Source organism: Parcubacteria group bacterium, from assembly GCA_041659505.1.
Taxonomy (GTDB): domain Bacteria; phylum Patescibacteriota; class Minisyncoccia; order Moranbacterales; family UBA2206; genus UBA9630.
Map to the genome: position 1 here is coordinate 188,120 of JBAZYF010000003.1, position 21,000 is coordinate 209,119.

20 protein-coding genes are annotated in these 21,000 nt (G+C 45.3%); 1 reads left to right on the forward strand and 19 read right to left on the reverse strand.

The annotated features are described in order from the left end of the window. Positions 1 to 89: 89 nt before the first annotated feature. From WC848_05210 to WC848_05230, 5 genes are all read right to left on the reverse strand, one after another. Complete coding sequence (locus WC848_05210) at positions 90 to 356, reverse strand: hypothetical protein (GenBank protein ID MFA5962054.1); 267 nt, start codon at positions 354 to 356, stop codon at positions 90 to 92. Positions 357 to 384: 28 nt separating this feature from the next. Beyond that, on the reverse strand, positions 385 to 1,275 hold the full coding sequence (locus WC848_05215; GenBank protein MFA5962055.1) for a hypothetical protein: 891 nt from the start codon (positions 1,273 to 1,275) through the stop codon (positions 385 to 387). Positions 1,276 to 1,371: 96 nt separating this feature from the next. Beyond that, on the reverse strand, positions 1,372 to 3,189 hold the full coding sequence (locus tag WC848_05220; GenBank protein ID MFA5962056.1) for a tetratricopeptide repeat protein: 1,818 nt from the start codon (positions 3,187 to 3,189) through the stop codon (positions 1,372 to 1,374). Positions 3,190 to 3,344: 155 nt separating this feature from the next. After that, positions 3,345 to 3,644 carry a YggT family protein gene (locus WC848_05225; GenBank protein ID MFA5962057.1) on the reverse strand — a complete coding sequence of 100 codons (300 nt, stop codon included), beginning with the start codon at positions 3,642 to 3,644 and terminating at the stop codon, positions 3,345 to 3,347. A 125-nt stretch (positions 3,645 to 3,769) separates the two neighbouring features. Beyond that, a complete protein-coding gene (locus WC848_05230) occupies positions 3,770 to 4,153 on the reverse strand; it encodes a hypothetical protein (GenBank protein MFA5962058.1) in 384 nt (127 codons plus the stop codon). A gap of 149 nt (positions 4,154 to 4,302) precedes the next feature. On the opposite strand from WC848_05230, the gene WC848_05235 reads away from it, so the two are divergent. Continuing rightward, entirely contained in the window at positions 4,303 to 5,064 is a 762-nt protein-coding gene (locus tag WC848_05235; protein ID MFA5962059.1) for a sulfite exporter TauE/SafE family protein, read from the forward strand. Between the two features lie 127 nt (positions 5,065 to 5,191). On the opposite strand, the gene WC848_05240 is transcribed toward WC848_05235, so the two are convergent. The 14 genes from WC848_05240 to WC848_05305 form a co-directional block, all read right to left on the reverse strand. Next, on the reverse strand, positions 5,192 to 7,132 hold the full coding sequence (locus WC848_05240; protein MFA5962060.1) for an NAD(+) synthase: 1,941 nt from the start codon (positions 7,130 to 7,132) through the stop codon (positions 5,192 to 5,194). Positions 7,133 to 7,158: 26 nt separating this feature from the next. Continuing rightward, positions 7,159 to 8,061, reverse strand: a complete 903-nt coding sequence (gene prs / locus WC848_05245) for a ribose-phosphate diphosphokinase (GenBank protein ID MFA5962061.1) — start codon at positions 8,059 to 8,061, stop codon at positions 7,159 to 7,161. Between the two features lie 17 nt (positions 8,062 to 8,078). After that, positions 8,079 to 8,894, reverse strand: coding sequence for an NAD(+)/NADH kinase (locus tag WC848_05250; GenBank protein ID MFA5962062.1), 816 nt, complete (start codon positions 8,892 to 8,894; stop codon positions 8,079 to 8,081). Between the two features lie 143 nt (positions 8,895 to 9,037). Next, a complete protein-coding gene (locus WC848_05255) occupies positions 9,038 to 9,982 on the reverse strand; it encodes a hypothetical protein (GenBank protein ID MFA5962063.1) in 945 nt (314 codons plus the stop codon). A 168-nt stretch (positions 9,983 to 10,150) separates the two neighbouring features. After that, positions 10,151 to 11,320 carry a hypothetical protein gene (locus WC848_05260; protein MFA5962064.1) on the reverse strand — a complete coding sequence of 390 codons (1,170 nt, stop codon included), beginning with the start codon at positions 11,318 to 11,320 and terminating at the stop codon, positions 10,151 to 10,153. A gap of 283 nt (positions 11,321 to 11,603) precedes the next feature. Beyond that, positions 11,604 to 12,656: an NUDIX domain-containing protein gene (locus WC848_05265; protein ID MFA5962065.1), complete on the reverse strand. Its 1,053-nt coding sequence runs from the start codon at positions 12,654 to 12,656 to the stop codon at positions 11,604 to 11,606. A 209-nt stretch (positions 12,657 to 12,865) separates the two neighbouring features. Further along, a complete protein-coding gene (locus WC848_05270; protein MFA5962066.1) occupies positions 12,866 to 13,696 on the reverse strand; it encodes a hypothetical protein in 831 nt (276 codons plus the stop codon). A 102-nt stretch (positions 13,697 to 13,798) separates the two neighbouring features. Beyond that, positions 13,799 to 15,490 (reverse strand): hypothetical protein, encoded by a 1,692-nt coding sequence (locus tag WC848_05275; protein MFA5962067.1) that lies wholly within the window; start codon positions 15,488 to 15,490, stop codon positions 13,799 to 13,801. Positions 15,491 to 15,586: 96 nt separating this feature from the next. Next, positions 15,587 to 17,554 (reverse strand): hypothetical protein, encoded by a 1,968-nt coding sequence (locus tag WC848_05280; protein MFA5962068.1) that lies wholly within the window; start codon positions 17,552 to 17,554, stop codon positions 15,587 to 15,589. Further along, complete coding sequence (locus tag WC848_05285; protein ID MFA5962069.1) at positions 17,541 to 18,362, reverse strand: protein phosphatase 2C domain-containing protein; 822 nt, start codon at positions 18,360 to 18,362, stop codon at positions 17,541 to 17,543. Before WC848_05285 ends, WC848_05280 begins: the two co-directional genes overlap by 14 nt. A 484-nt stretch (positions 18,363 to 18,846) precedes the next feature. Continuing rightward, complete coding sequence (locus tag WC848_05290) at positions 18,847 to 19,515, reverse strand: NUDIX domain-containing protein (protein ID MFA5962070.1); 669 nt, start codon at positions 19,513 to 19,515, stop codon at positions 18,847 to 18,849. Positions 19,516 to 19,877: 362 nt separating this feature from the next. Continuing rightward, entirely contained in the window at positions 19,878 to 20,276 is a 399-nt protein-coding gene (locus tag WC848_05295) for a cupin domain-containing protein (protein MFA5962071.1), read from the reverse strand. A gap of 49 nt (positions 20,277 to 20,325) precedes the next feature. Beyond that, a complete protein-coding gene (locus tag WC848_05300) occupies positions 20,326 to 20,601 on the reverse strand; it encodes a DUF134 domain-containing protein (GenBank protein MFA5962072.1) in 276 nt (91 codons plus the stop codon). A 94-nt stretch (positions 20,602 to 20,695) separates the two neighbouring features. Beyond that, entirely contained in the window at positions 20,696 to 20,932 is a 237-nt protein-coding gene (locus tag WC848_05305) for a DUF5320 domain-containing protein (protein ID MFA5962073.1), read from the reverse strand. Between the last annotated feature and the right edge of the window lie 68 nt (positions 20,933 to 21,000).

A 21,000-nucleotide genomic window follows, 5' to 3' on the forward strand; every position in this document is an offset into this window, starting at 1 on the left:
CTGCTAAAAATAACCAAGAAGCTTATTCGGTTTTTAAGTTGCTATGAAGTTAATTTGTAGCATAAACCAAGGCGATAGTCAATCAGAAACTAATCATCCATCCCGATCTTGAAACTCATCGCCAAAAAAGTGCCGGTGGCCACGCCAGCGGCATAGATAATGATGGCCAGCGTGCTCCGCTGAGCATCTAGGTGCGAGAGGATATTATAGATCACGAGCATCTGGACCGTCGTGCAAAGGAAGGAAAGCAAGACAGCTGGTCGGACTTTGTGTTTGGCGATATAGCGCCAATCAAGCGTCACCAAAAAATCCTGGAGGATGCCGGCAAAAAAATAGAGGAATAAATAATAGTCCATTTTGATGTTTATTAAAAAGTCAGACTTGTTATTCGCGCTGGAAAATTTTCCCTGCTTCTCCCAATTCATCAATCGCCTCAAAAATAAGACCCATCAATTTGTCATCCTTAAATTTGATCAGATTATTTCGCACCCAAGCAAGCGCTTGGGCGTGGGAAAATTTCCGACGTCGAACCGCCGCTTCGTATTGATCGAGCGCGATGAGCGCTTTTCCTTGCAATGCGTCCGCGTAATCTTCCAGCAGACCAATGACTCTAGCTTCTGATGGAGTCGCGCCCTTATCCTTCGCTAGTCCATAAGGATCGACATCATGGTCGATATGGTGCGATCCAGCGATAATCCGCGTCCGACTATCCAAGCCCTGTGGATATTTTTCCAAAATGTCCCGCGTCCAATAAGCATGCTTATCCCAGAAATCCCGCATCGTCGTTTCCTTGTCGATTGTATATTTTTCTAGCATCCACTGAACATCTTCAATCTGACTAGGCTCAAAGATTTTCATGATTTCATCCTCTAGCAATAATTTTGGATCGCGAATATTTTCACAGGCAAAAATTTTTATAATCATTTCTTGCTCACCAAGAGTCGCATCGACCGGTCCTGATTTTCCAATGTCATGCAAAATTGCAGCGATCCGCGCACTGGATTTTTGTTCTGCGGAAAGGCGCAGTGCAGGATTTTGCTCCGAATAGCGATTTTCCAACAATTTAAGAACATTTTCCATCCCCTGTTCAATTTTGCGCGAGTCGTCATTAAATTTCGATTCCTTTTCGAGGAGTACCAAGCGACCAATTATTTCCTGATGGAGTGATTCATGGAAACCGATCCGCTCCAAGCTCGTCAAGACATTTTGGCGGCCGACCGACTCCTTCCATTCCTGTTCGCTGGTTTCTTTCATTGCTTCCGGCATTTCAAACATAGTTTCAAATCAGATTATAAAATTAATTACCTGATGACCAATTTGGATATCATATTCCTATTTTAATCGTATCTCCCTTTTTAGTAAAGAAATCAGCTAAAAACTGGAACATTCTACTCTTGCGCCAATTATCTCATCTTCCGGAGAGCCAAGCTTCAACGCCTGGAAAAAATATCGTTCAGATCGAGAAAAATCACCTTGACTGCAATAAAGTCGGCCGAGGTTTTTAAAAATAGTCTGGCTATCCGGCGAAATCTCTGCTGCTTGCAATAAATTTTTTTTTGCTTCGAAAAAATCATGCTTGGCATAGTAGGCTAGGCCTAGATTATTAAGTGTTTCCGCCGAATGACTATTCTCTGACAGTGCTAACTTATAATGCCTGATCGCATTATCCAGATCACCTCGATTGAAATAGGCCTTTCCAATGTTGCGCTCGTAGTTATGCGCCAGGAAACAATTAGCATAATCATCTATTTTATAATCAGAATAAAGCCGACAGGCAATTTCAAAATGTGCCTTGTACTGGTCCACGCTGCCTTGATCACCATAGGTTCCAGCTAGATTAAGCCGGGCTAAGGGCGAGTCGCCGTTTTTGGCAACCGCATCAGAAAACAAACTAAGATTATCTTTCCATTGGCGGTTTCTTTGCGTGACTGTCAGATAAAAACTTCCGCCTAGAATCATTAGCATGCCAAACAATATCATTTTCTTCAACTGATCTTTTTTCGCATATTCGAATAACTTCATGATCATAAAAGCTACCAAAAGAGAAAAGCCCACTGAGGGCAAATAGAGATAACGTTCATCTAGGACACAGTCAGGCAGGCTGACATAATTAAGCGCCGGAAAAAGAGGAATTGCAAATAGAGCAAAGCAAACCAGGAACAGTCTGCGCGTTTCACAAGAAACAATAGAAAACATTTTGCGGCCAAGACCATCAAACCAGGCAAACATTACCAACCAAAAAAAGATAAACGCAAGATAAAACAGAAAAAAATCTTGAATATGATAGATGTGATCGATGCTTAGCCTGTAGGGGTAGATTATTTCACCGATATTTTTAAAAAAAAGTTCAACGCTCCAAGCAAAGACCGGGAGAATATAGATGAAATTCAGGCCAATATTTTGGACAGCAGTGCCGATAATCATTTTTCGGATAGTCAGATAAGCAACGATAATGGCGATGTAGAGATAATTTCTGGCGATCCATCTCCGAATCCTTTTTAAGCTTTTATAGTGAGCATCAATACCCATGATAAAATCATACGCTAGAAGCATCGCTGGTAGCATGATTGCCGTTTCCTTGCAAAGCAAAGCAATAGAAAATAATAATAGCGAGACAAAATGATATTTTCTTTCAGTATTCGCTTTGATATAAAAATAAAAAGCCAAGAGATAAAGAGGGGTAAAAGTGAGCTCTGGAACAGCAGAAATCCAATTGACAACCTCACTGTTTATCGGGTAGATGGCAAAAATGAGAGCGGCGATAAAGGCAATTTTGTCCGTCTTTCGCTTTTCCCTCTCATTATCTTTGAAAATTTCTCTCAGTAGCAGACGCAAAAATGCAAAAACCATCACTGCTACAATTGCGTGAAGACAGACATTAACAACATGATAGCCGGAAGGATCCAAGTGGAAAAAATGATACTCGACAGAAAAAATCAGATGCATGATTGGACGATAATAGGCACCGAAGTTATTACCAAATTCCCGGAAACTCCACACACCGGAAGAGAATATTTTGGGTACATTCTGGAAACTCCTAATCCAGGAATTGGTAACGATCTGCTCTTTGTCATCATAGACAAAGCCATTGCTAAAAGTATTCTGGTAAAAAATAAAGCATGACGCTATGAGAAAAAATATCCCGAGAACCAACCGGTATTTTTCAAATTTAAATTCATTCTTCAACATGCCAAATTTTTTTACTTAAGTATTGTTTTTTTCAACAGTATTATTTTATCATGAAATACGCTAAGCGCATATTGAAATTAAAAAATCCCCCAACCAATTACTTGGCCGGGGGGTGCAAGTCGCAGGGACCCACTTCCGATCATCAGTACCAAAGTTCATTGAGGCCGATAGTATCTTGGCCCGGCGAAGGACAGTATTTCCATAAGCAGATAGCCGGCCAAAGCATAGACAATCAGAGCGACCAGTGTGGTGATGTCAATGACGAATCCTCCGATATTTAGGTTTGGCAGAATCCTAGCAAACGGTGCCACAAGGGAAGCCGTTGAGCCATAGAGCCATGCTACGAACGGGGTACTTGAGTTGACCGCGAAGAACTTGAAAATAAATCTCAACGATAAGAGAAATTCAATCACACCAACGATGATATTCACTATTGTTCTAATAAATCCCAACATATGTTTGTATTATTTTACTGTCAGACACAACTCCGACCGACGGATACTAACTATACGATTTAGGTGGCTTTTTGACGCAAAAAACACCCCAGAAAGGGTGTTATTGGAAAAACCGAAAACGTTGCCTAGGCAAAATATCCGTAATAGAGAGAGATGAGTCCGATGATGATCACAAACCAGGGAATCGCCTTGGAATTGTCTTTTTTACCGATAATTTTCTTATAGAACGTTCCGGTCTGGACAGGAAACATCAGAAGCGCCAAACCTTTGAACAAGGCGACCCAGCCCATCAGTGTAATAAACAGCGACCAGAGACTGTTCGTCGTGACATGAAAAACAATCAAGCAATAGCCGATTGCCAGACTGATGAGACCGCCAAAAAATGTAGCGAAGTTACTGCGCCCGAATTCACGCAGGAGATTGGTAATAAATTTCGGATTGACAAGCATGCCCATACCGATGGCAAAAAAAGTCAGTCCGAACAGTTGAAAAATTTGTATCTCGCTCATATTTTTGTTTTGTTAATTATTAACTAATTTTATTATACCACAAAATTCATAAAACAAAAACCTTTTCAAAGATAATGCACCTTTAATTAGCATTGCTATTCCAACCACATTCCTCTAAAATTAAACTATAACTTTTTTTCTGAACATTTATGTCAATCGGCGCAATTCTTATTGGACTACTTACCGGATTTATTTCGGCTTTTTTTGGTATCGGTGGCAGTAGCATCGACACTCCGCTACTGCGCGTCTTTCTTCATACTCCACAGTATGTCGCGCTAGGCAGTCCTTTGCCGACGGCACTGCTCACAATCATGATTGCCCTGGCCATCTATTGGAAACAGCATCTGATCAATTATCATATTTTGAAGTGGAGTTTAGTCGGCGGTATCCCGGGAATAATTTTTGGTTCATATTTGTCAGGAAAATTTTCCGGCCGGTCGCTCATGCTCATGAGCGCCGTGGTTTTGTTTTGCATCGGTATAAATTTTATCTACAAAAAATTTCACAGCCACGAGATCAATGCAAATATTACAGAGCATAAACCGATCAATGCGAGCTTTGTCACCGTTATCGCTTTTATCGCCAGCACAATCTCGGGCATGCTCGCCAACGGAGGCGGACTGCTGCTCATCCCGGCCTATGTCCTGATTTTCAAACTCAAAATCAAAGAAGCGATTGCCACCTCACTCATGACCGTGCTGGTGATGTTCATCCCCGCTTGCATTATCCATTATCATTTGGGTCACATTGACCTGGGAATCAGCCTCGCCATGAGTCTAGGTGTAATTCCTATGGCTTATATCGGAGCCAAAACTAACCTCAAAACTAAATCCAACACAATCCAATTGCTTTTTGGGATTATGCTCATTATTTTTTCCGTATACTTTTTTATCTCGCAACTTTGGGGATAAAACTACCGCAGATCATCAAGAGGCATATTTATTCCGAATTTATTTTCTTATTTCTAGATCTATTTTAGCGTGATATCAGTTTTTAAGCATTAAGAAAGGGGTGGACGATGTCCACCCCTTAAGGGTATCAAATTTCAATACTTTTCGCACTGTCGATCCACAGTTTTCCTGTGGCATCGGATGGTGCGCGCCAGTCACCGCGAGGAGAAACAGAGACAGAACCGATCTTGGTCCCATCCGGCACTGCGTTGCGCTTGAACTGGGCCGCGAACATCCGCTGGTAGAATTTCACCAACTGATCTTTGATATACTCCACGTCATAGACCCCGGCAAATGCCTGACGAGCCAGAAAATTGATTTTTTCCGGTTCGAAGCCGTTACGCAATGAGTGAAACATGAAGAAATCATTCAGATCATATTCCCCGATCAATGCTTCGGTCTGCTGTCCCGGCAATAATTCCGGTGAAATTGGTGTCGCACAGATATCCTTGATAATCTTGGACGCAATATCGCTGAACATTTCCAGCTTGACGACTTGCTCAACCACGAATTTCACCAAAGTCTTGGGAACACCGCAGTTCGGATTATACATCGACATATGGTCGCCGTTATAGGTGCACCAGCCGAGAACTAACTCGGACAAATCCCCTGTCCCGATCACGAAACCAAGAGACATCAGGATCAATGTACGGATCCTTGCCTGAGAATTCTCACAAGTGAGACAGTTCATACAAGGTTCGTGTTCAATATCACGGAGCAATTGTAAGGTCAGTTTTTTGATCGGAATTTTCTTGAGCGTGACACCGAACTCCTTGCAAAGCTTGATAGCGTTATTCAGTGTACGCTTGCTCGTCCCAAAACCCGGCATCGTCACTGCGATGATGCCGCTACGCGGCCAGCCAATCATATCGAACGCCCTAACTGTGGCAATGAGCGCAAGAGTCGAATCGAGGCCACCGGAAATTCCGATGACAACCTGGCGATTCAGGACTGACTCCAACGAAGAAAATCTTTTCACCAGACTGGCGATTTGGAGCTGCAAAATATTCTTGCAACGTTCATCCAACGTCGCCGGATCTTTCGGCACAAACGGATTCGCGTCAAAAACAAACATAGCACTGAGCTTATTCAGATCGAGCGGAGCAATTTCAGCCCTCACCTGCCGATAAGTCTTGCCATAGACGCTTGTTTCATTGGCAATGGCCTGAGAAAAACTCCCGGACACGCGCCGCTCCCGATTGAGTCTTTGCACATCAATATCATAGGCAAGCAAGCGCTCATTAAAGAACAGCTCTTGTTTTTCTGCAACGATCGAACCATTGTCAGCGATCAACATATGACCGCTCCAAACGACATCCGACGTCGATTCTCCTGCGCCACACGACACATAGACATAGGCACACAAACAACGCCCGGATTGATTCTTGACCAGTTCTCGGCGATAATCGGACTTGCCAATCAATTCGTTAGACGCAGAGAGATTAAGGATTACCGTCGCCCCCTGGGCTGCCAGATGGGAACTCGGCGGGATCGGCATCCACAAGTCTTCGCAGATCTCGACACCAAAAGAGAAATCCGGAATAGTTGTCAGAACGACAATATCTGTTCCGATGCTGACTTTCTGCAGACAAAATTCAATCTCTTTTATGGGAAGCCGGTCGGCCGGAGAAAAATGCCGCAGTTCATAGAATTCCTTGTAATTGGGAATATACGATTTGGGAATGATCGCCAGCACTTTTCCCGACTGACAGACGACAGCCACATTGAACAGTTGGCCGCCAACCTTGAGCGGTATGCCGAACACGGAAATAAGATCATACTTCTCCGTCGCTTGGACATACCGCATCGCTTCTACTTCAGCTTCATTCAGTAGTGTGTCCTGCAAAAAAAGATCGCCACAGCTATAGCCTGTCATTCCCAACTCTGGGAAGACAAGCAGCTGCACATTTCTGCTTATTGCCTGACCTGCCAACCTGATCATATTTTGCACGTTCTTTTTCGGATCAGCAATCTCCACGAGCGGCTTGGCTGCCGCCACGCGGACATAACCATAATCATTTTTTTTCATTGGTTACTACCTCCTTCATGAGATATTTACAGTAATTTCGCAATGAGCGGTGAAAGCGATAAAACTTCAAAATACGGCTCTGATTCAACTTTCGCCACCGTATCAGGACAAGAATCGGTCAACCAAACAAAATCAAACAAATCGGGCGTAAACTTTTTCCATGAATCGTGAACAAACACGCCATGCGTCGCATATGCACTGATCTTGTAGGCACCTGCCAGCATTAGGACTTTCTGGCATTCGATCAGTGTACCACCAGAAAGGATAAGATCATCGACCATGATGATATATTTGCCTCGCGGATCACCTTCTTTGATAGTCACAACTTTTGTTCCGTCCGGCATTTTCACCTTATTACAAACAATCTTAGGATATTCAGGAAACATCGCACCGAATCTCTTATGCGCTCCATCATCAGGAAACGCGATTGCCACATTCGGGATATATTTGATGCGCCCTTTGAGCAACGGAATTGCACTGACCAACTCAGGCAATACTCGCGTGTCATCAAAATAAAACTGGGTCTGCAGGGCATGGATATCGAAAATTGTGATGATCGGCGACCTTGGTATGGTGGATAACATCCGTGCCAAAGTTTTTGCCGTCGCAATTTCCCCATACTCTGTCACTCGTTCCATCGTGCCGACAGGATAGAAAGGCACGATGACTCTAAACGAATGCACCAGATGCATCGGCATCGCATAGAGAATCGCGAATTGCTCGAACAACGATTCGGGCTTTTCAAAGTTTGCAAAGAAAATAACGTCTTGGTTTCTCACCTGATCCGCATCCTCGATGAATATTTTCGGCCAACCATCGCCAAAACTCTGCCAAGATATCCCACCTATTGCTACACCAACCATCTCAGCAACTTTCTCCGCCATTTCCGTAATCGTATGATGGGCAAAAATAATTTTTCTAGTCGCCATATTTCTTCCTCCTTAATTCAGCGCGAAAGACCTTTCTTGGTCTGCAAGGCTCGATAAAATTCATTACTATCAGTGACTGCGAAAAGCAGCCGGGTTTCATGCTGTTTGACGATGATTTTTTCTCCCACTGTCATATTGCCGATAATCTTTCCATCAGCGACTAAGTTGACCACGCCAGAAGGCTTGGTACCGACCAATTCCATCGTGATGATAGAATCGGGCGTCATGACCAGCGGCTTGACATTGAACTGATCGGAATACATCGGTGTCGCAAAAAGACATTCGATGCCCGGCAAAGCGATAGTTCCACCAGCGCTTACATTATACCCGGTCGAACCGGTCGGCGCGGCAATAATGAAACCATCAGCCGTCATCGCCCGATAGACCACGTGTCGATTGACCGACAATTTCATGGTCGCCATTGATGCGGTATGTTTCAACACGACATCGTTAGCAAACGGACCATATTTGGTGCCTTTATATTCCAGCTCCAATCCGATCCGCTTTTCCGCGATATACTTTCCCTTGATGATTTTTCCCAAAATAGTATCCCAGTTTTTCATATTGCCAATGGTCACAAATCCGACACCGCCGTCAATATTGATCGGAATCGTAATGACTCCGTAGATCGAATATTCCGTCACGGTCCGAATGGCCGTCCCATCACCGCCAAGGGCGATGACATAACGAGCCAGCATCTTGAGCGGATCGCTTTCAGCAATCACGATTTGACCCTCGGCAAGCAGCCACTCGGTCATTTCTTCCTTCACTCGCATCGCCAGCGACTTTCCCTTGTTCGCGACAACCACAAAACCTTCTCTTTTTTGCGTCATAACAATCACCTCTCTTTCGCTAATTTATATATTCACTTTTTAAAGAAATGTTTCTACACTTTTGTCGAGCTTCCCAAAAAAATTTTGAGCTTCTCGATTAAAGTGTGATGGAAAAGAAATTGTTCTTCCTCTCCATCACGCGATTACTGAATAATAAAATTCCTTTTGACATACGCCATTGCGTCATCAATAAATTTACGATGATGCTTAAGCCCCAATTCGAGCACGGGAATATCTCCATACGGAACTGCGATAACTTCCCTCGCATCATCCGATGCCTTGAATAATGCGGCTGCAGACACGGCATCCAAATCGGAGTCAATATTGACAACGGTTGCATAGGCAAAGGTCCAATAGACCCGCTTAATCTGGAGTTTATTGCAGTTCGTTTCTGCGATCCGCTCCTTTTTTTCTGTGACATATATACCGAGATATTTGAGTGCGGCACTGACTTTCTTATTATCAATATCAACTGAGATAAGAAGGCCGTCAACATTGGGATCATCCAGGCTTCTGGATTGAGATACTCTTGCAGACATTCCTACAGAAATTTCTTCAGATCCCTCGCGCAGCGCACATCTGGCTCCAGTTTCGATGTCATAGACTCCGACATTCAGGAATCCTCCCGGAGCGGCAATCGTGCCAACACCAGGTTCATTTTTCCGCCGGATCAGGATGAGAAAAACTTTGTCATTGCGATCCCGGACGAAAAGCACCAGATCGGAAGCCAGTCCCGGCTTGATATACGCGCGCCACATCATGGAATCCACGGTATAGATATAGCTATGCGAAACGGGCACACGATGCCGACTGATCTGGATCACATCGCCGAAACAGCCATAATCATCGCGCTGACAATAAAATTGCTGCGCAAGCTGTCTGACATTTTCCCGATCCCATTCGTCATCCATATGCATCGTTGCCTGATATTCCGCCGCCTGGATTTCCCCCATATTCACCGGCACAAATTCAAAGATTGGTGTTGTGCTCTTGCCCTGACGACTTGCATCCAGCGGATTGTCATAGACACCAACAATCTCACCTTTCATTCCGACAACATAATATCGCTTGGTTTCAATAATGGACATATCTATTCCCTTTCTCATTAGAGTTTCGTATGGTTAAAGAACAACGCTCGGTTGAATCACGAATAATAGAAATTATTCGTGATTCAATTAAGCGCAGGAGGGAAGAAGTTTCTTCTTCGCCTCCTGCTTTTGGATTATTTCAATTCATCTTATCGTGCCAGGCGCTTTCTATGCCCGCTCATATGCGAGTTTAAGTTCATCGCCATTTCCATGTTTCCGACCAACCTTCGTCCGATAGACCCATTCGCCATTTTCCTTCACATGGGAAATATCGGAAGTGAACATTGCAAAACGGATCCAGGATCCGGTTCCGATAAAATCCATCGGGGCATTAACCTTTTTGAAGGCAGCAACTTTCTTTTTGTTGAAGCCGGAACTAACAACGATTTTCACATTGTTGGCACCGATGCTGTCAAGATAGTCCCTAATGACAAAAGTTGCTTCTGCCGTAACGCCGTTTCCGAAGAAATATTTTTCAGATGTACCGATTTCCATGCCGTACTTATTTTCAAAGACGCGCATGGTGCTATTCAGAATCAGCCCTGTTTTTTTCCGGAAATAGCTTTCCAGCATATGAAAATCAGTCGGATCATGCGTTCCCTGTAGCTGTCTTCCGCCGTGCGTGTCAAGGCGGACCGCAAACAGCTTGTCGCCGAAAACCTCAAACGCCTGTTTGGCCACATCAAGCTCGCGACCTTCGAAATCAACAAGCACCGTGATGGGTTTGTTCGGATATGTCTCATGAAACAGCATGGCTGCCGCTACACTGGGAAAGATGTTTTCTTCTTCGGCCATATGGGAAACGACTGCAGCCATAGCATGCGGAAGAGAAGCATAAAGTCTGAAGGCATCTCCCGGGTTATAGAATCTTTGCACGTAGTTGTATCCGGCCTGAGTCGATGTACCGGCTGCGCCGCCGAGATAAGCTGCCAGCGCCGCTTCCTCAATGATATTCCACGGAAAATGCCGTGCTGACATATCAACGACCGGAATGGCTCCGGCCACATCGACAATTTCTTTCATCGCCGTCGCCGCTCCGCTGTAACTGAGAAATCCCAGATAAGTGGTTTCCAGATTAACCAGCTCCATAAACAGACCCTCAATGATCAAAACGGGATCACCCGATTTGAAAGCTTCACCATCTTTGAGCGCCATGATTCTCAGCGGCCCAAAAGTATTTTCGGAAATGAAAGCCACGGCCCGGTTACTGCCGGCAACAATGCCATCTTCCCGTGCAAACACCTTGTAGCGGACCACTGTGGCAATCAAGTTGGGATTCCGAAGAACGATATCCCGGCAATTGTTGAAATACTGATCTGCGATTTTGACTGTTTCCATCGATTCTCTCCTTTGCATTTGGCTGAATGATATTTCAAAATAAATATTTGGCAGAATTTCTCTGCAAACACAAAAACTTCCACATTATTGATTTCAACATCCGGCTGAAAAATATTTTTCGACAATCTCCTTTCGTTCGATTGATGAATTGAGTTTTAAGGTACTCTTCCGCCTCAACCGAAGTTGAAGCGAGAAAACTGGAACCAAATATCTTTCGTTACAATTTTCTGGGCGGGGAGAAAACGAAATTGCTTTCTCCCCGCACTGTTCTTGTTTGAAAAAATCAGAGACAATACCCCGCCTTCTGAACCATTGCCAATTGTTGGAAAGCTAAACCCTTTTCCTTCACAAAACTTTCGGTGTATAGCCAGACTTCGGTCAAAGCTTTGGAAGACAGCAACCAAGCCGACAATACTTGCGGTGGCATTGAAAACTCAAGCAGGAATGGCTGACAGGAGCCACCTTTTTTGTGACCCTTTTTGGGATCCTTGGGCGAAAAAACTCCGAGGGATTTCATCTGGGTCAGCACACCATTCACGCGGACTGGTGTCGGTTCAAGATATCTTTCCAAGAGTTCAATCGTGAGGCCAGTTTTCAATTTCGCTTGCCGAACCGCGGCACTTTCCGGATTTTCATACATCCGAATGGCACCACCAGGCACTGCCAATGCTCCGGGAAAGTCAGGTTTTTTTCGGCTGCGATAACCGCAGATGATTGAATTTTTTCCTTCATAGCGATTGACGATGATAGCATCGACTGCTTGGCGTCCTTCCACGAACTGATTCACGTCATGCTCGAGCGCCTGGCAGATTCCTTCAAATCCATTGACTGCGCCCATAAGTTGAAGTGTTCCCGGTGCCGCCACTTTCCTGAAACCTTCCCAATCGCCTCTCTCAATCATTTCCCGCATATCGGTGGAATGGAAAGGAAATTGATATTGTCTCGGCAATTCCATTTCAGGATTGAAAATTCTTTCGAAAGGAATCGGTAGTTTGCGTGCATAGATCTGGTCAGTGATCATCGCGGTATTGCCAGTCACGAGCCACTTGGCATTGTAGCGTTTTTGCAATTTCAGGATATGCCCATACCATTTCTCAAAATCATGGAAATCGGGCAGATGGATGACCGGCACGCGATCGATATTAATGCCCCGAGCAACAAGACTGGCCAGATACATCTTTTCCCGATAGACAGCCGAAAGGGGGTGTTTCTTCATTCCCTGACAATAAACACTGCCCATGACGATCAGAACTCGGTCAAATTCCTCCTCTTTCAAAAGATATTCAACATTGATGATATGCCCCCAATGAGGCGGGTCAAGTTTGCCGATAAACATGGCTGTTCTTTGCGACATCCGGAACTCCTTTCCGCAAAATTGCGCTTGGATTTTTCTCTGATCAATTCTTTAAGGTTAAAGTACTGATTTGAAAAAAATACTTTCAAAAATTCTGGCTATTCTATTGTTAAGTGGTTGAAAAAATTGGATCCGGAGCCGAGCAAGATTTTTCTCGCTCGACTCCGAATGTTGATGTTCGTTGAAAGGTACTATGACTGGTCCCAGAAGCCGCCCGTGGTCGGAGTTCCGACAGTCTTCAGGCTTCCGCTGATAACCTGACTGGAAAGAGTGCCGATCATGTGTCGGAAACGTCTCTGAATATCTTCCGTGGTTTCACCGGCGACCTTCTTGAATTCGAAGACATCAAACCCCGTGTCCTTAGCAATTTTTCTGCCATCGACCTTTTCCCAGGTTTCAAAAACGGCAAATGGGAATTGAAAGAGCTCACGGCTGAGGCCATCGACGAGTGTCTTAACGGAACTGGCCTTGGCCCGTCCCACATTGTCAGCCCCATCACCCAGACCGACGATAATGACTTTGGGTGGCGTACCCGTCTGTGAAAAAACATCGGTGGCTTGAGCGCAGGCTGCCGTAATGGCATAGACCTGGGCCTGATACTGATTCGTTGCTGAGCCGGCTTCGGGATCATAATCTGCATGAGTCAGATACGGCAGATCTTCAAGTCTTTTGAACCCACCGCCCCAAAGCGGAGTGATGTCAGAGCTGAATGATAGACCACCGATAATGATCGTTTTGGTCGTCTTTTTGGACGCTCCACGTAATCCATCAATCATAACTTCATTGAACGTCTCAATCAGAACATCCCGGACGTCTTTCATGGACGGTGATCGGTCGATACAAAAAAACATGATGATCACGTCCTCGGTCTCAATCGTCTGAATGGGCACACCCACGCACATCGGCAGGGTCGTCGCATTCAGATTGGCAATCATAATTTTCGAAGTATCGTCTTTGATCCCCAGGTCTGCTGCATCGTCTGTGTTAAACAGATCTGTTACGGACTGAACTGTTGTTGTCATCTTGTGTTCTCCTTCTCATTTTCAGAATTTCAGAATAATGTTGGGACGGCGGAAGCGGTTGCTCCCGCCATCGATTCGTTAACGTTTTTCCTGATGCAATAATCAGGCGAACAGCTTGGTGCTGGTAGTCACCTGGATGCCCTGGCTGGCCATCCGTCTCAGGAACTCATCAGCGATCCTCCGGTTGTTCGGAAAAACCATACTCGTGCAGTCCGTCAGGAATTTCACCTTCTGGAGCGCCTGGGGATGTTTTCTCGCGAAGTAGGAAAGAAGCTGGACCATACTGTCATGGACGCAGAAATCCTCGGCCTCGCCGGCAACACCGACCACATCATAGCGAGCAATCGCATCCAGCATGGCAGTGTTCAACCCGCCATTGGGATGATTGGGACGCTCGATACAGGGGCAGAAAATTCCATAGTGTTCGGTCGTTGGGACCGAACCCTTGAACAGGAACATCGGTTGTTCCTTCCGAACAATGCTCCACCAATAGATCGCTTCTACCAGCGCCGGCATCAGCGATCCGCCTTGAGTGCCGACACCGCAATGGTCCGGCCAAATCATGAGCGGGGTCTGATTGTTTTTCTCGAGATCGCCCGGATAGGACTCGGCTTCTTTGGTAGGCTCGATTCTTGCCCGCATTTCTCCACTGGCAACCATCGAGGCCAAAATCTGCGTGAACACCATTGGATTCTGGTTGGCCTTGTCCTTCCAATAACGGGAGAAAAAGATTTGCCAGACCAAATGCATGTCCATCGAAAGCAGAAGCGCCGAGATTTTTTCCGGGTATAGATAGATCAGTTCGATGAAACGACGCAAATCGTCCACCGCACCGGATACCATCAGCGATCCCGCGGGCTGAAGAATTCTTCCCATGAGGTCCTTAATTTCCTGAAGAATGAAGTCGGTCTGCATATCAATTCCGACCAGCAGAGTCTTCACCCTATCACTTGATGCGGGTGGAAGATTCATGCGCTTGGCTTCGTCCTCAACCCAGTCGAGCCTTGGCAAATAGAATCTGCCTGCATCAGCTGGATCATAATATGCCGGCATCTGACGCCCGCGTAATGTTATCCCGGATTTTCTGGGACGAACGGCGGCCGGCAATTCAGCCTGGAAGTTGATGACTTCACAGTCATACAATTCCGTCAGCTTGCAGTTGGGGGCGATATATTCTTTCATGCCCCGAACACCCTTGTCGTCATAAGTATACCCATCGCCCTTGTACTGCTCGCGCAGATGGACGACGAAATACAGGAATGCCCGGGCGTTTGTTGCTGTGTCCGCTGCTTTCTCATAACGCTCATAAGTCATGAACGCCGGATTTGCTTTTCCTTCGTGATCGACCACGGACATATCACAGCCATAATCATTTTCGAATTCATCAAATGAGGTGTTCTTGAGGACATCGGCGTGACGGCGCAGGCGATCGGCAATATCCGGATACGCTCTCGAAGTCACTTCGATCATCCCGTCCCAGGTCGCGAGCTGTGCCGGTCCGCCTTCGCGGAACACGACCAGTTTGACTTCATATCCATCCTGAATTTTCTGGATCGCATAGCCGGGTTCCCACCCGATTTTGATGAGAATCAAAAATCCGGGGGTGCCGACCAATGATGCCAGGCCTTCGGGATCTGTCAGCAAAATTAACTTTCTGTCGGGATCTTCGCTCAGGGTTTCAAAATCCTTGGCGCTTCTCCCACGGATCACGCGGCCCAAAAGGCCCTGCGTGGTCACTTCTCCAAGGAAGCCTCTTCTGAATGCATTTGCGTACTGATGAACTTGTGTCGTCATTGTTCGTTACTCCTTTTCTTGAGTTGGGATTTTACTGCGATTATTTTTCATTATATACAGATTTACCAAAAAAACTTTCACCACCGACATCCCAAACTATTTGGAATCCGGCGTCAGATAGAGAATCCGATCACGACTGATTACCAGGACCCCATTTTGATAGCGGAGCAACTGGGAAACGCCGGTGACATAATTCTCTGTTCCGGGAAGGTTTGACGTGCTTTGGTCAGCCACTATTTCCATCACGATTCCGTCATCGGTTGCGTGAAGGACAGAGTGACCAAGATAGCCCTTGCCATGGATTGAACTGTACAGCTTGGCATCAGACACTTTCTGGCGATATGAGCTGAGCACCTTTCCACTCTTCGCTTCAAGTTGCTCGACCCGTACATATTTCGTACCGGAAAGTTTCGTTTGCCGCATCACAAGCACCGTGTCATTACTGAACCGGACTGAAGTGTCGATGAGTGATTCGGCTTTCAATAGTGCCGAAAGCTCGACATTATGGCGGTCGTAGGTTCGTCCATCAGGAGCGCCCTCGACCAGGAACCATTTCAACTCATCAAACATCCGATAACACCCGAACAGCAGTTCCTTTTTCAGTTCCGGATTGGAACCGACAACGAACCAGGTCTGATTGGGCATCGCCTCAATCACTTCACGTTCCGCCAAGTGATCTCCGAAAAGATCGCCTGACATGATTTTATTGCTCACGATGCGATACAATCTGCGACTGGAACAGCCGAAGACCGCACTACTGCCACCGAACTTGGAAGTGGTGGATTTCGTGATCGGCTTGATTTTGGCACCGCTGACATCCAGCAGAAAAAGTTTTGGTTCTTCTTCGGATGGCTTCGGGCAAACAACCAGGGTCTCTTCGAAAAATTCATAGCGCGCTCCGACAGTTGTGGCAAATAATTCCTTTCGCTCAATCACTCCCCTAGGTGGTTGGATATACAACACCGTCGTACCGGCTTCATCAGCCAGACAATAGATACTGTCACCGACCAGCTGGAAATGCAGGATTGCTCCCGGAGTTTCCAGAATGATCCGACTGACACAACCAGCCACTTTCGCGGCCATTTGAGCGGCCATGATTGTTTTAGTTGCGCAACCAGGACAGTTGCTCCGAGTCGCCGGATACCAGATGTGACAATTGCTGCATTCCACCAGCAGCTCGCTGTATTCGCGCAAAGCATCGATCGGAAATGAATCCGTGCGTTGCCGCTTGAGATACGCGAGGAGCAGATTGATCAGATCATCAGTCATAATTTCCGGCGGGTTTGCCATTTTGGGAAACCGCACATCCTTGTCGAGAATGGTCAGGCCATGCTTGGCTCTTTCGAACAGGGAAACGTGCGAACGATGGAAACCACTCCCGAAGGGGTGCGCCATCATGATCGCCCGGAACAAGAGTACCGCAAAAGAGTAGTAATCATGTTCGGGCTTGAACATCGCTTGCTTCGCCAGATCGATCCCATACAGCTCCGGCGTCAGATAATCATCCGAACCGACACTGCAAGGAAAGTTGTTGCCAATCTGCCAGCTATCCGCATCAATCCAATAAATCAGTAATTTATGCAGATCAAAATGCTGGTTCTGATCATTGAGATCACCCACTGTCGTATTACCAGCCTTATGAATGCCATCAAGACCCATAAGCATATTGCAAAAGATCTTGGCTTTCATCTGGTTGGTGACGCGATACTGAGTGCAGAAATCCTGCCGCATCAGCATCGCCAATGGTTCGGCACCGGTTGGCATCAAACTCATCTGGAAACCAATAATCCCCTTGTCAGTTTTATTCCGATAAACCGGAGCTTCCGGCCCGAAGACTGTTTCAGGGAATTTCAATCCCTTCTGAAAAATGTAGCCTAGCTTTTCTGATCTTGCCGCTGTCGGTTGGTGATACAGCTTCAGAGCCTTATTGCCACCAACGCCGATGATAACCGCTTCGCCACCTGAACCGATGACTTGCGACTGATCAATATCGACACGCTGGCGATCCTGTCCTTGACCGACATAGCAATCTCTATTCTTAACCGTACTTTTAGCTACTGCCATGGTCGCCTCCTTTGGGCTCTGTCGATAATCCGACTCCGTCACCGGAATTGAGACTGCCGACCAGCTCACCGCTTGCCGAAATTTTTTCCACGATGATTGCACTGCAATCATCTTTGAAAATAAGCTTACGAAGCGAGAGGACTTTCAACGCCCGCTGCACTCCCAGTTTATCTTCCGTGTGACCCCAAAGGGCGCCCGCTGCTTCCGGCAACATGCCGTCAGAGCAAACTGCGAAACGATTGATAAAACTCATCTGATAAGTCTGCACCATGAAGGCATCCGGCACGATTCCGTCTTTGGCTGTCAGATATTTGCGGTCAACTAAATGGTACCCCAAATATCTCGGCTTGTTGTCTTGATCAATCTGTATGAATTGATCATTAATGACAAGCACCCCATCCCCGGCTGAGAAGAATATGACTCTCTCGTTGTCCGTAATAAATCCGATGATGGTACAGAGTAGATGGTTGATGATAAAGTTAATCCTTTTGATCGGATCACCTATACTGGTCATCGACGCTATCGCCGAAAGATATCCGATGCAACGCGAGAACAGTGCTCCAGGAATTTCTTCCATCGGTACGCCGACCTGCAACATCATTGGAATCTCACTGGCAATATAGCTGACCATGAGATGTGCTCCCGTTTCATTACGCGCACCGGCCGAGCAACCATCACAGACTACCCCAAAGGTGTAATTCGTCTTTTCGACGGTTACACGATCGAAATAAAGACTGTCCTGGTTGTTTTTTCCGACGCGCTTATGATCGTTTCCCGGGAACGACGCGATTCTGAACCGATAATCCATTCCTTTTCTTCCTCCCTATATAAGTGATTTTTCTTCGTAAAATCTGTTTTTCCAATTCTTCAATTTGTCAATGATCTTTCAGCCAAATAATCGCCTCACAGAAGTGCAAACCGCATTTTTAACTGAACTCCGAAAGATACATCATACTTCTAGATTTGTCAATACCCCTTACACTCAAAACCTCCCATTCCCAAATCATATTAATCACCCGATTTCGACTCAGTGATAATTCGTATCCTACCCAGACCAAGATAATAGATACGTTTTTAAAGAACTGCATTGGCCTGATAGCACGCTTCTATTGATTAAAAGCGCCCTATCAAGTCAAGATTTCTTATATTTCTTTTTTGAATCTGGGAAAAGTGCCACTTAATAGAAACTACAATATCAACGAGTCTTTCCAGCTATGTTCACGTATTTTTTACACTTACTATTATGAAAATAAAAACAGGAGAAACTGACTGCAAAAAACCTCCGAAACGGATCATAAGATCTGGATCATACTTGCCTTCTTTTGGGTAAAGGTATATAAATCAGCCGGTCTGCTCGGAAGACCCTTTCTTTGTTTTCCGCTCTTTTTTACTATTCCCAACGAGAGAATCCTTTTTCTAAAATTTCGTTTGTCCAGTTTCTTTTGCAAAATGATCTGATAAATGTTTTGTAATTCGCTCAGCGCGAAAGTTTCAGATAGTAGACCATAGGCGATGTTTGTGTATTCTAATTTGGCTTTTAGACGGCCGATTGCCGTTGCGATTATCTCCGCATGATCATACGCCAGCGCCGGAAATTTACTTATCGGAAACCACTGAACTCCAGCATATTCTTCCGTAGTTTTCAGATCAAGATTGCCCCAGGGAATTAGGGCAAAATAGGCGACGGAAACCACCCTCCCAAACGGATCGCGATCTACTTCGCCAAAAGTATAGAGCTGCTCCAGATAAACATCACCTAAGCCCGTTTTTTCCAACAGAATCCTCTTGGCTGCGTCATTAGTCGATTCTTCAGGACCAACTAGTCCGCCAGGCGCCGCCCAATATTTTTCAAACGGCTTTTTTTTCATCTTAATCAGCAACACCTGAAGCTCATTATCAATGATAGTGAAAATTACCACATCAACCGCTATAACCGCAAATTTGTATTTTTTTGTAATCATACTATTTAAATATGCTTCCCCACTTAGTGTTATATATACACATATTAATTCATCTTCTCATTTGTGTCAAGAGCGCCCATGCGCAACTGCTCAAAGAATGCCAAGCTGATAGTAGTGACATTTCCAAGTAAAAAGTCAACTTGTTTCAGGTCATTTCAAACTCCTCTTTGAACCACCCAGAAATTTCGCCTTTCCGTATTTCTTCTTTTTCTACCCGGCGAAATTCGCCATGCTTATATTCTTTCTGTCCACTTAGCTTTAGACTAGACACAAAACAGCACAGGGAGCTGAGTTCCTTTTTTGCCACAAAAAAAGCGCTTAACTCATGGCTAGGCGCTTTTTCTTAGACATGGGAAGAATAATTATTCCGTTGTCTGGCCGTCAAATTCCGCTTCATTACTTTCCGCCTCCTCTTTAGTGGCTCTGACAATTCCATCTTTATGATGCGCCGGCGAATAAATGGTGTACATTTTTAGCTCTTCGGTTTCGGAAGTGTTGATGATGTTGTGCTGGGCGCCGGCCGGAACAATGATTGCGACGCCGTCTCGCAGGGCATATTCATTATCATCGATGATGCATTTGCCCTCGCCTTTTTCAAAGCGAAAAAATTGGTCATTTTCCTCGTGCACTTCCATGCCAATTTCTTCTTTCGGCTTGAGGCTCATAAGCACTAACTGGCTATGTTTACCAGTGTAAAGCACACGACGGAAATCGGTGTTTTCCAAAGTGTCTTTTTCGATGTTCGCATTGAATCCTTGCATATATTTTTTGTTAATAATTAAGCTTGGTTTTATTATACCTCACCCATTTTTATTCTTCAATTCTTAGTGCTTTGCCTTTGACAATCGCTTCGGCAACTTTCACTCTGGCGGAAGCTAAGATTCGCTGAAAAGTGCTCTGCGAAGTGTTCATTTTTTCGGCTGATTCTGTCTGCTCGAGCCCGTCAAAATCCTTAAGCTTCAGCGCTTCCATTTCTTCCTTGGTCAAAACCACTTCATCCAGTTGATGCATGGGAATTCCCTGCGGTTTGAAATAATGAGCCTTGGGCTTGAACCTCAGCCTTCGACATATTTTTGGCCTTACCATATAATTTTTCTTAATTTATTATATTATACCACTAAAAACAAGCTTCTCCCTCTTTGACAGCCAAAGAAAGAGAAAGACTATTTTCAGAAGAAAATTATTCACTTTCCAGCCCCTTCAGCTCTTCCTCTGCCATCCGCAGCTCTTGCCTTAAATCTTCAATCTCCGATTTCAGTAATTCTTTTTTCTCCGCCGTTGTCAGAGCATTAAATCTTCTTCGGCCAAGCCCACTTCCACAGCCTCGTCCCAAGCCCTTACCTCCTCCGCAAGAACCCATTTCCCTGCCAGTTCCCGGTCCTGCGCCTAGAGGTCCTGTCTTATCTAATTGTGGCATATTTATCACCTGCCTTTCTAGTTTAGTTTATTTCGCTCAAGCTATGTTATGAATATATACCCATATTA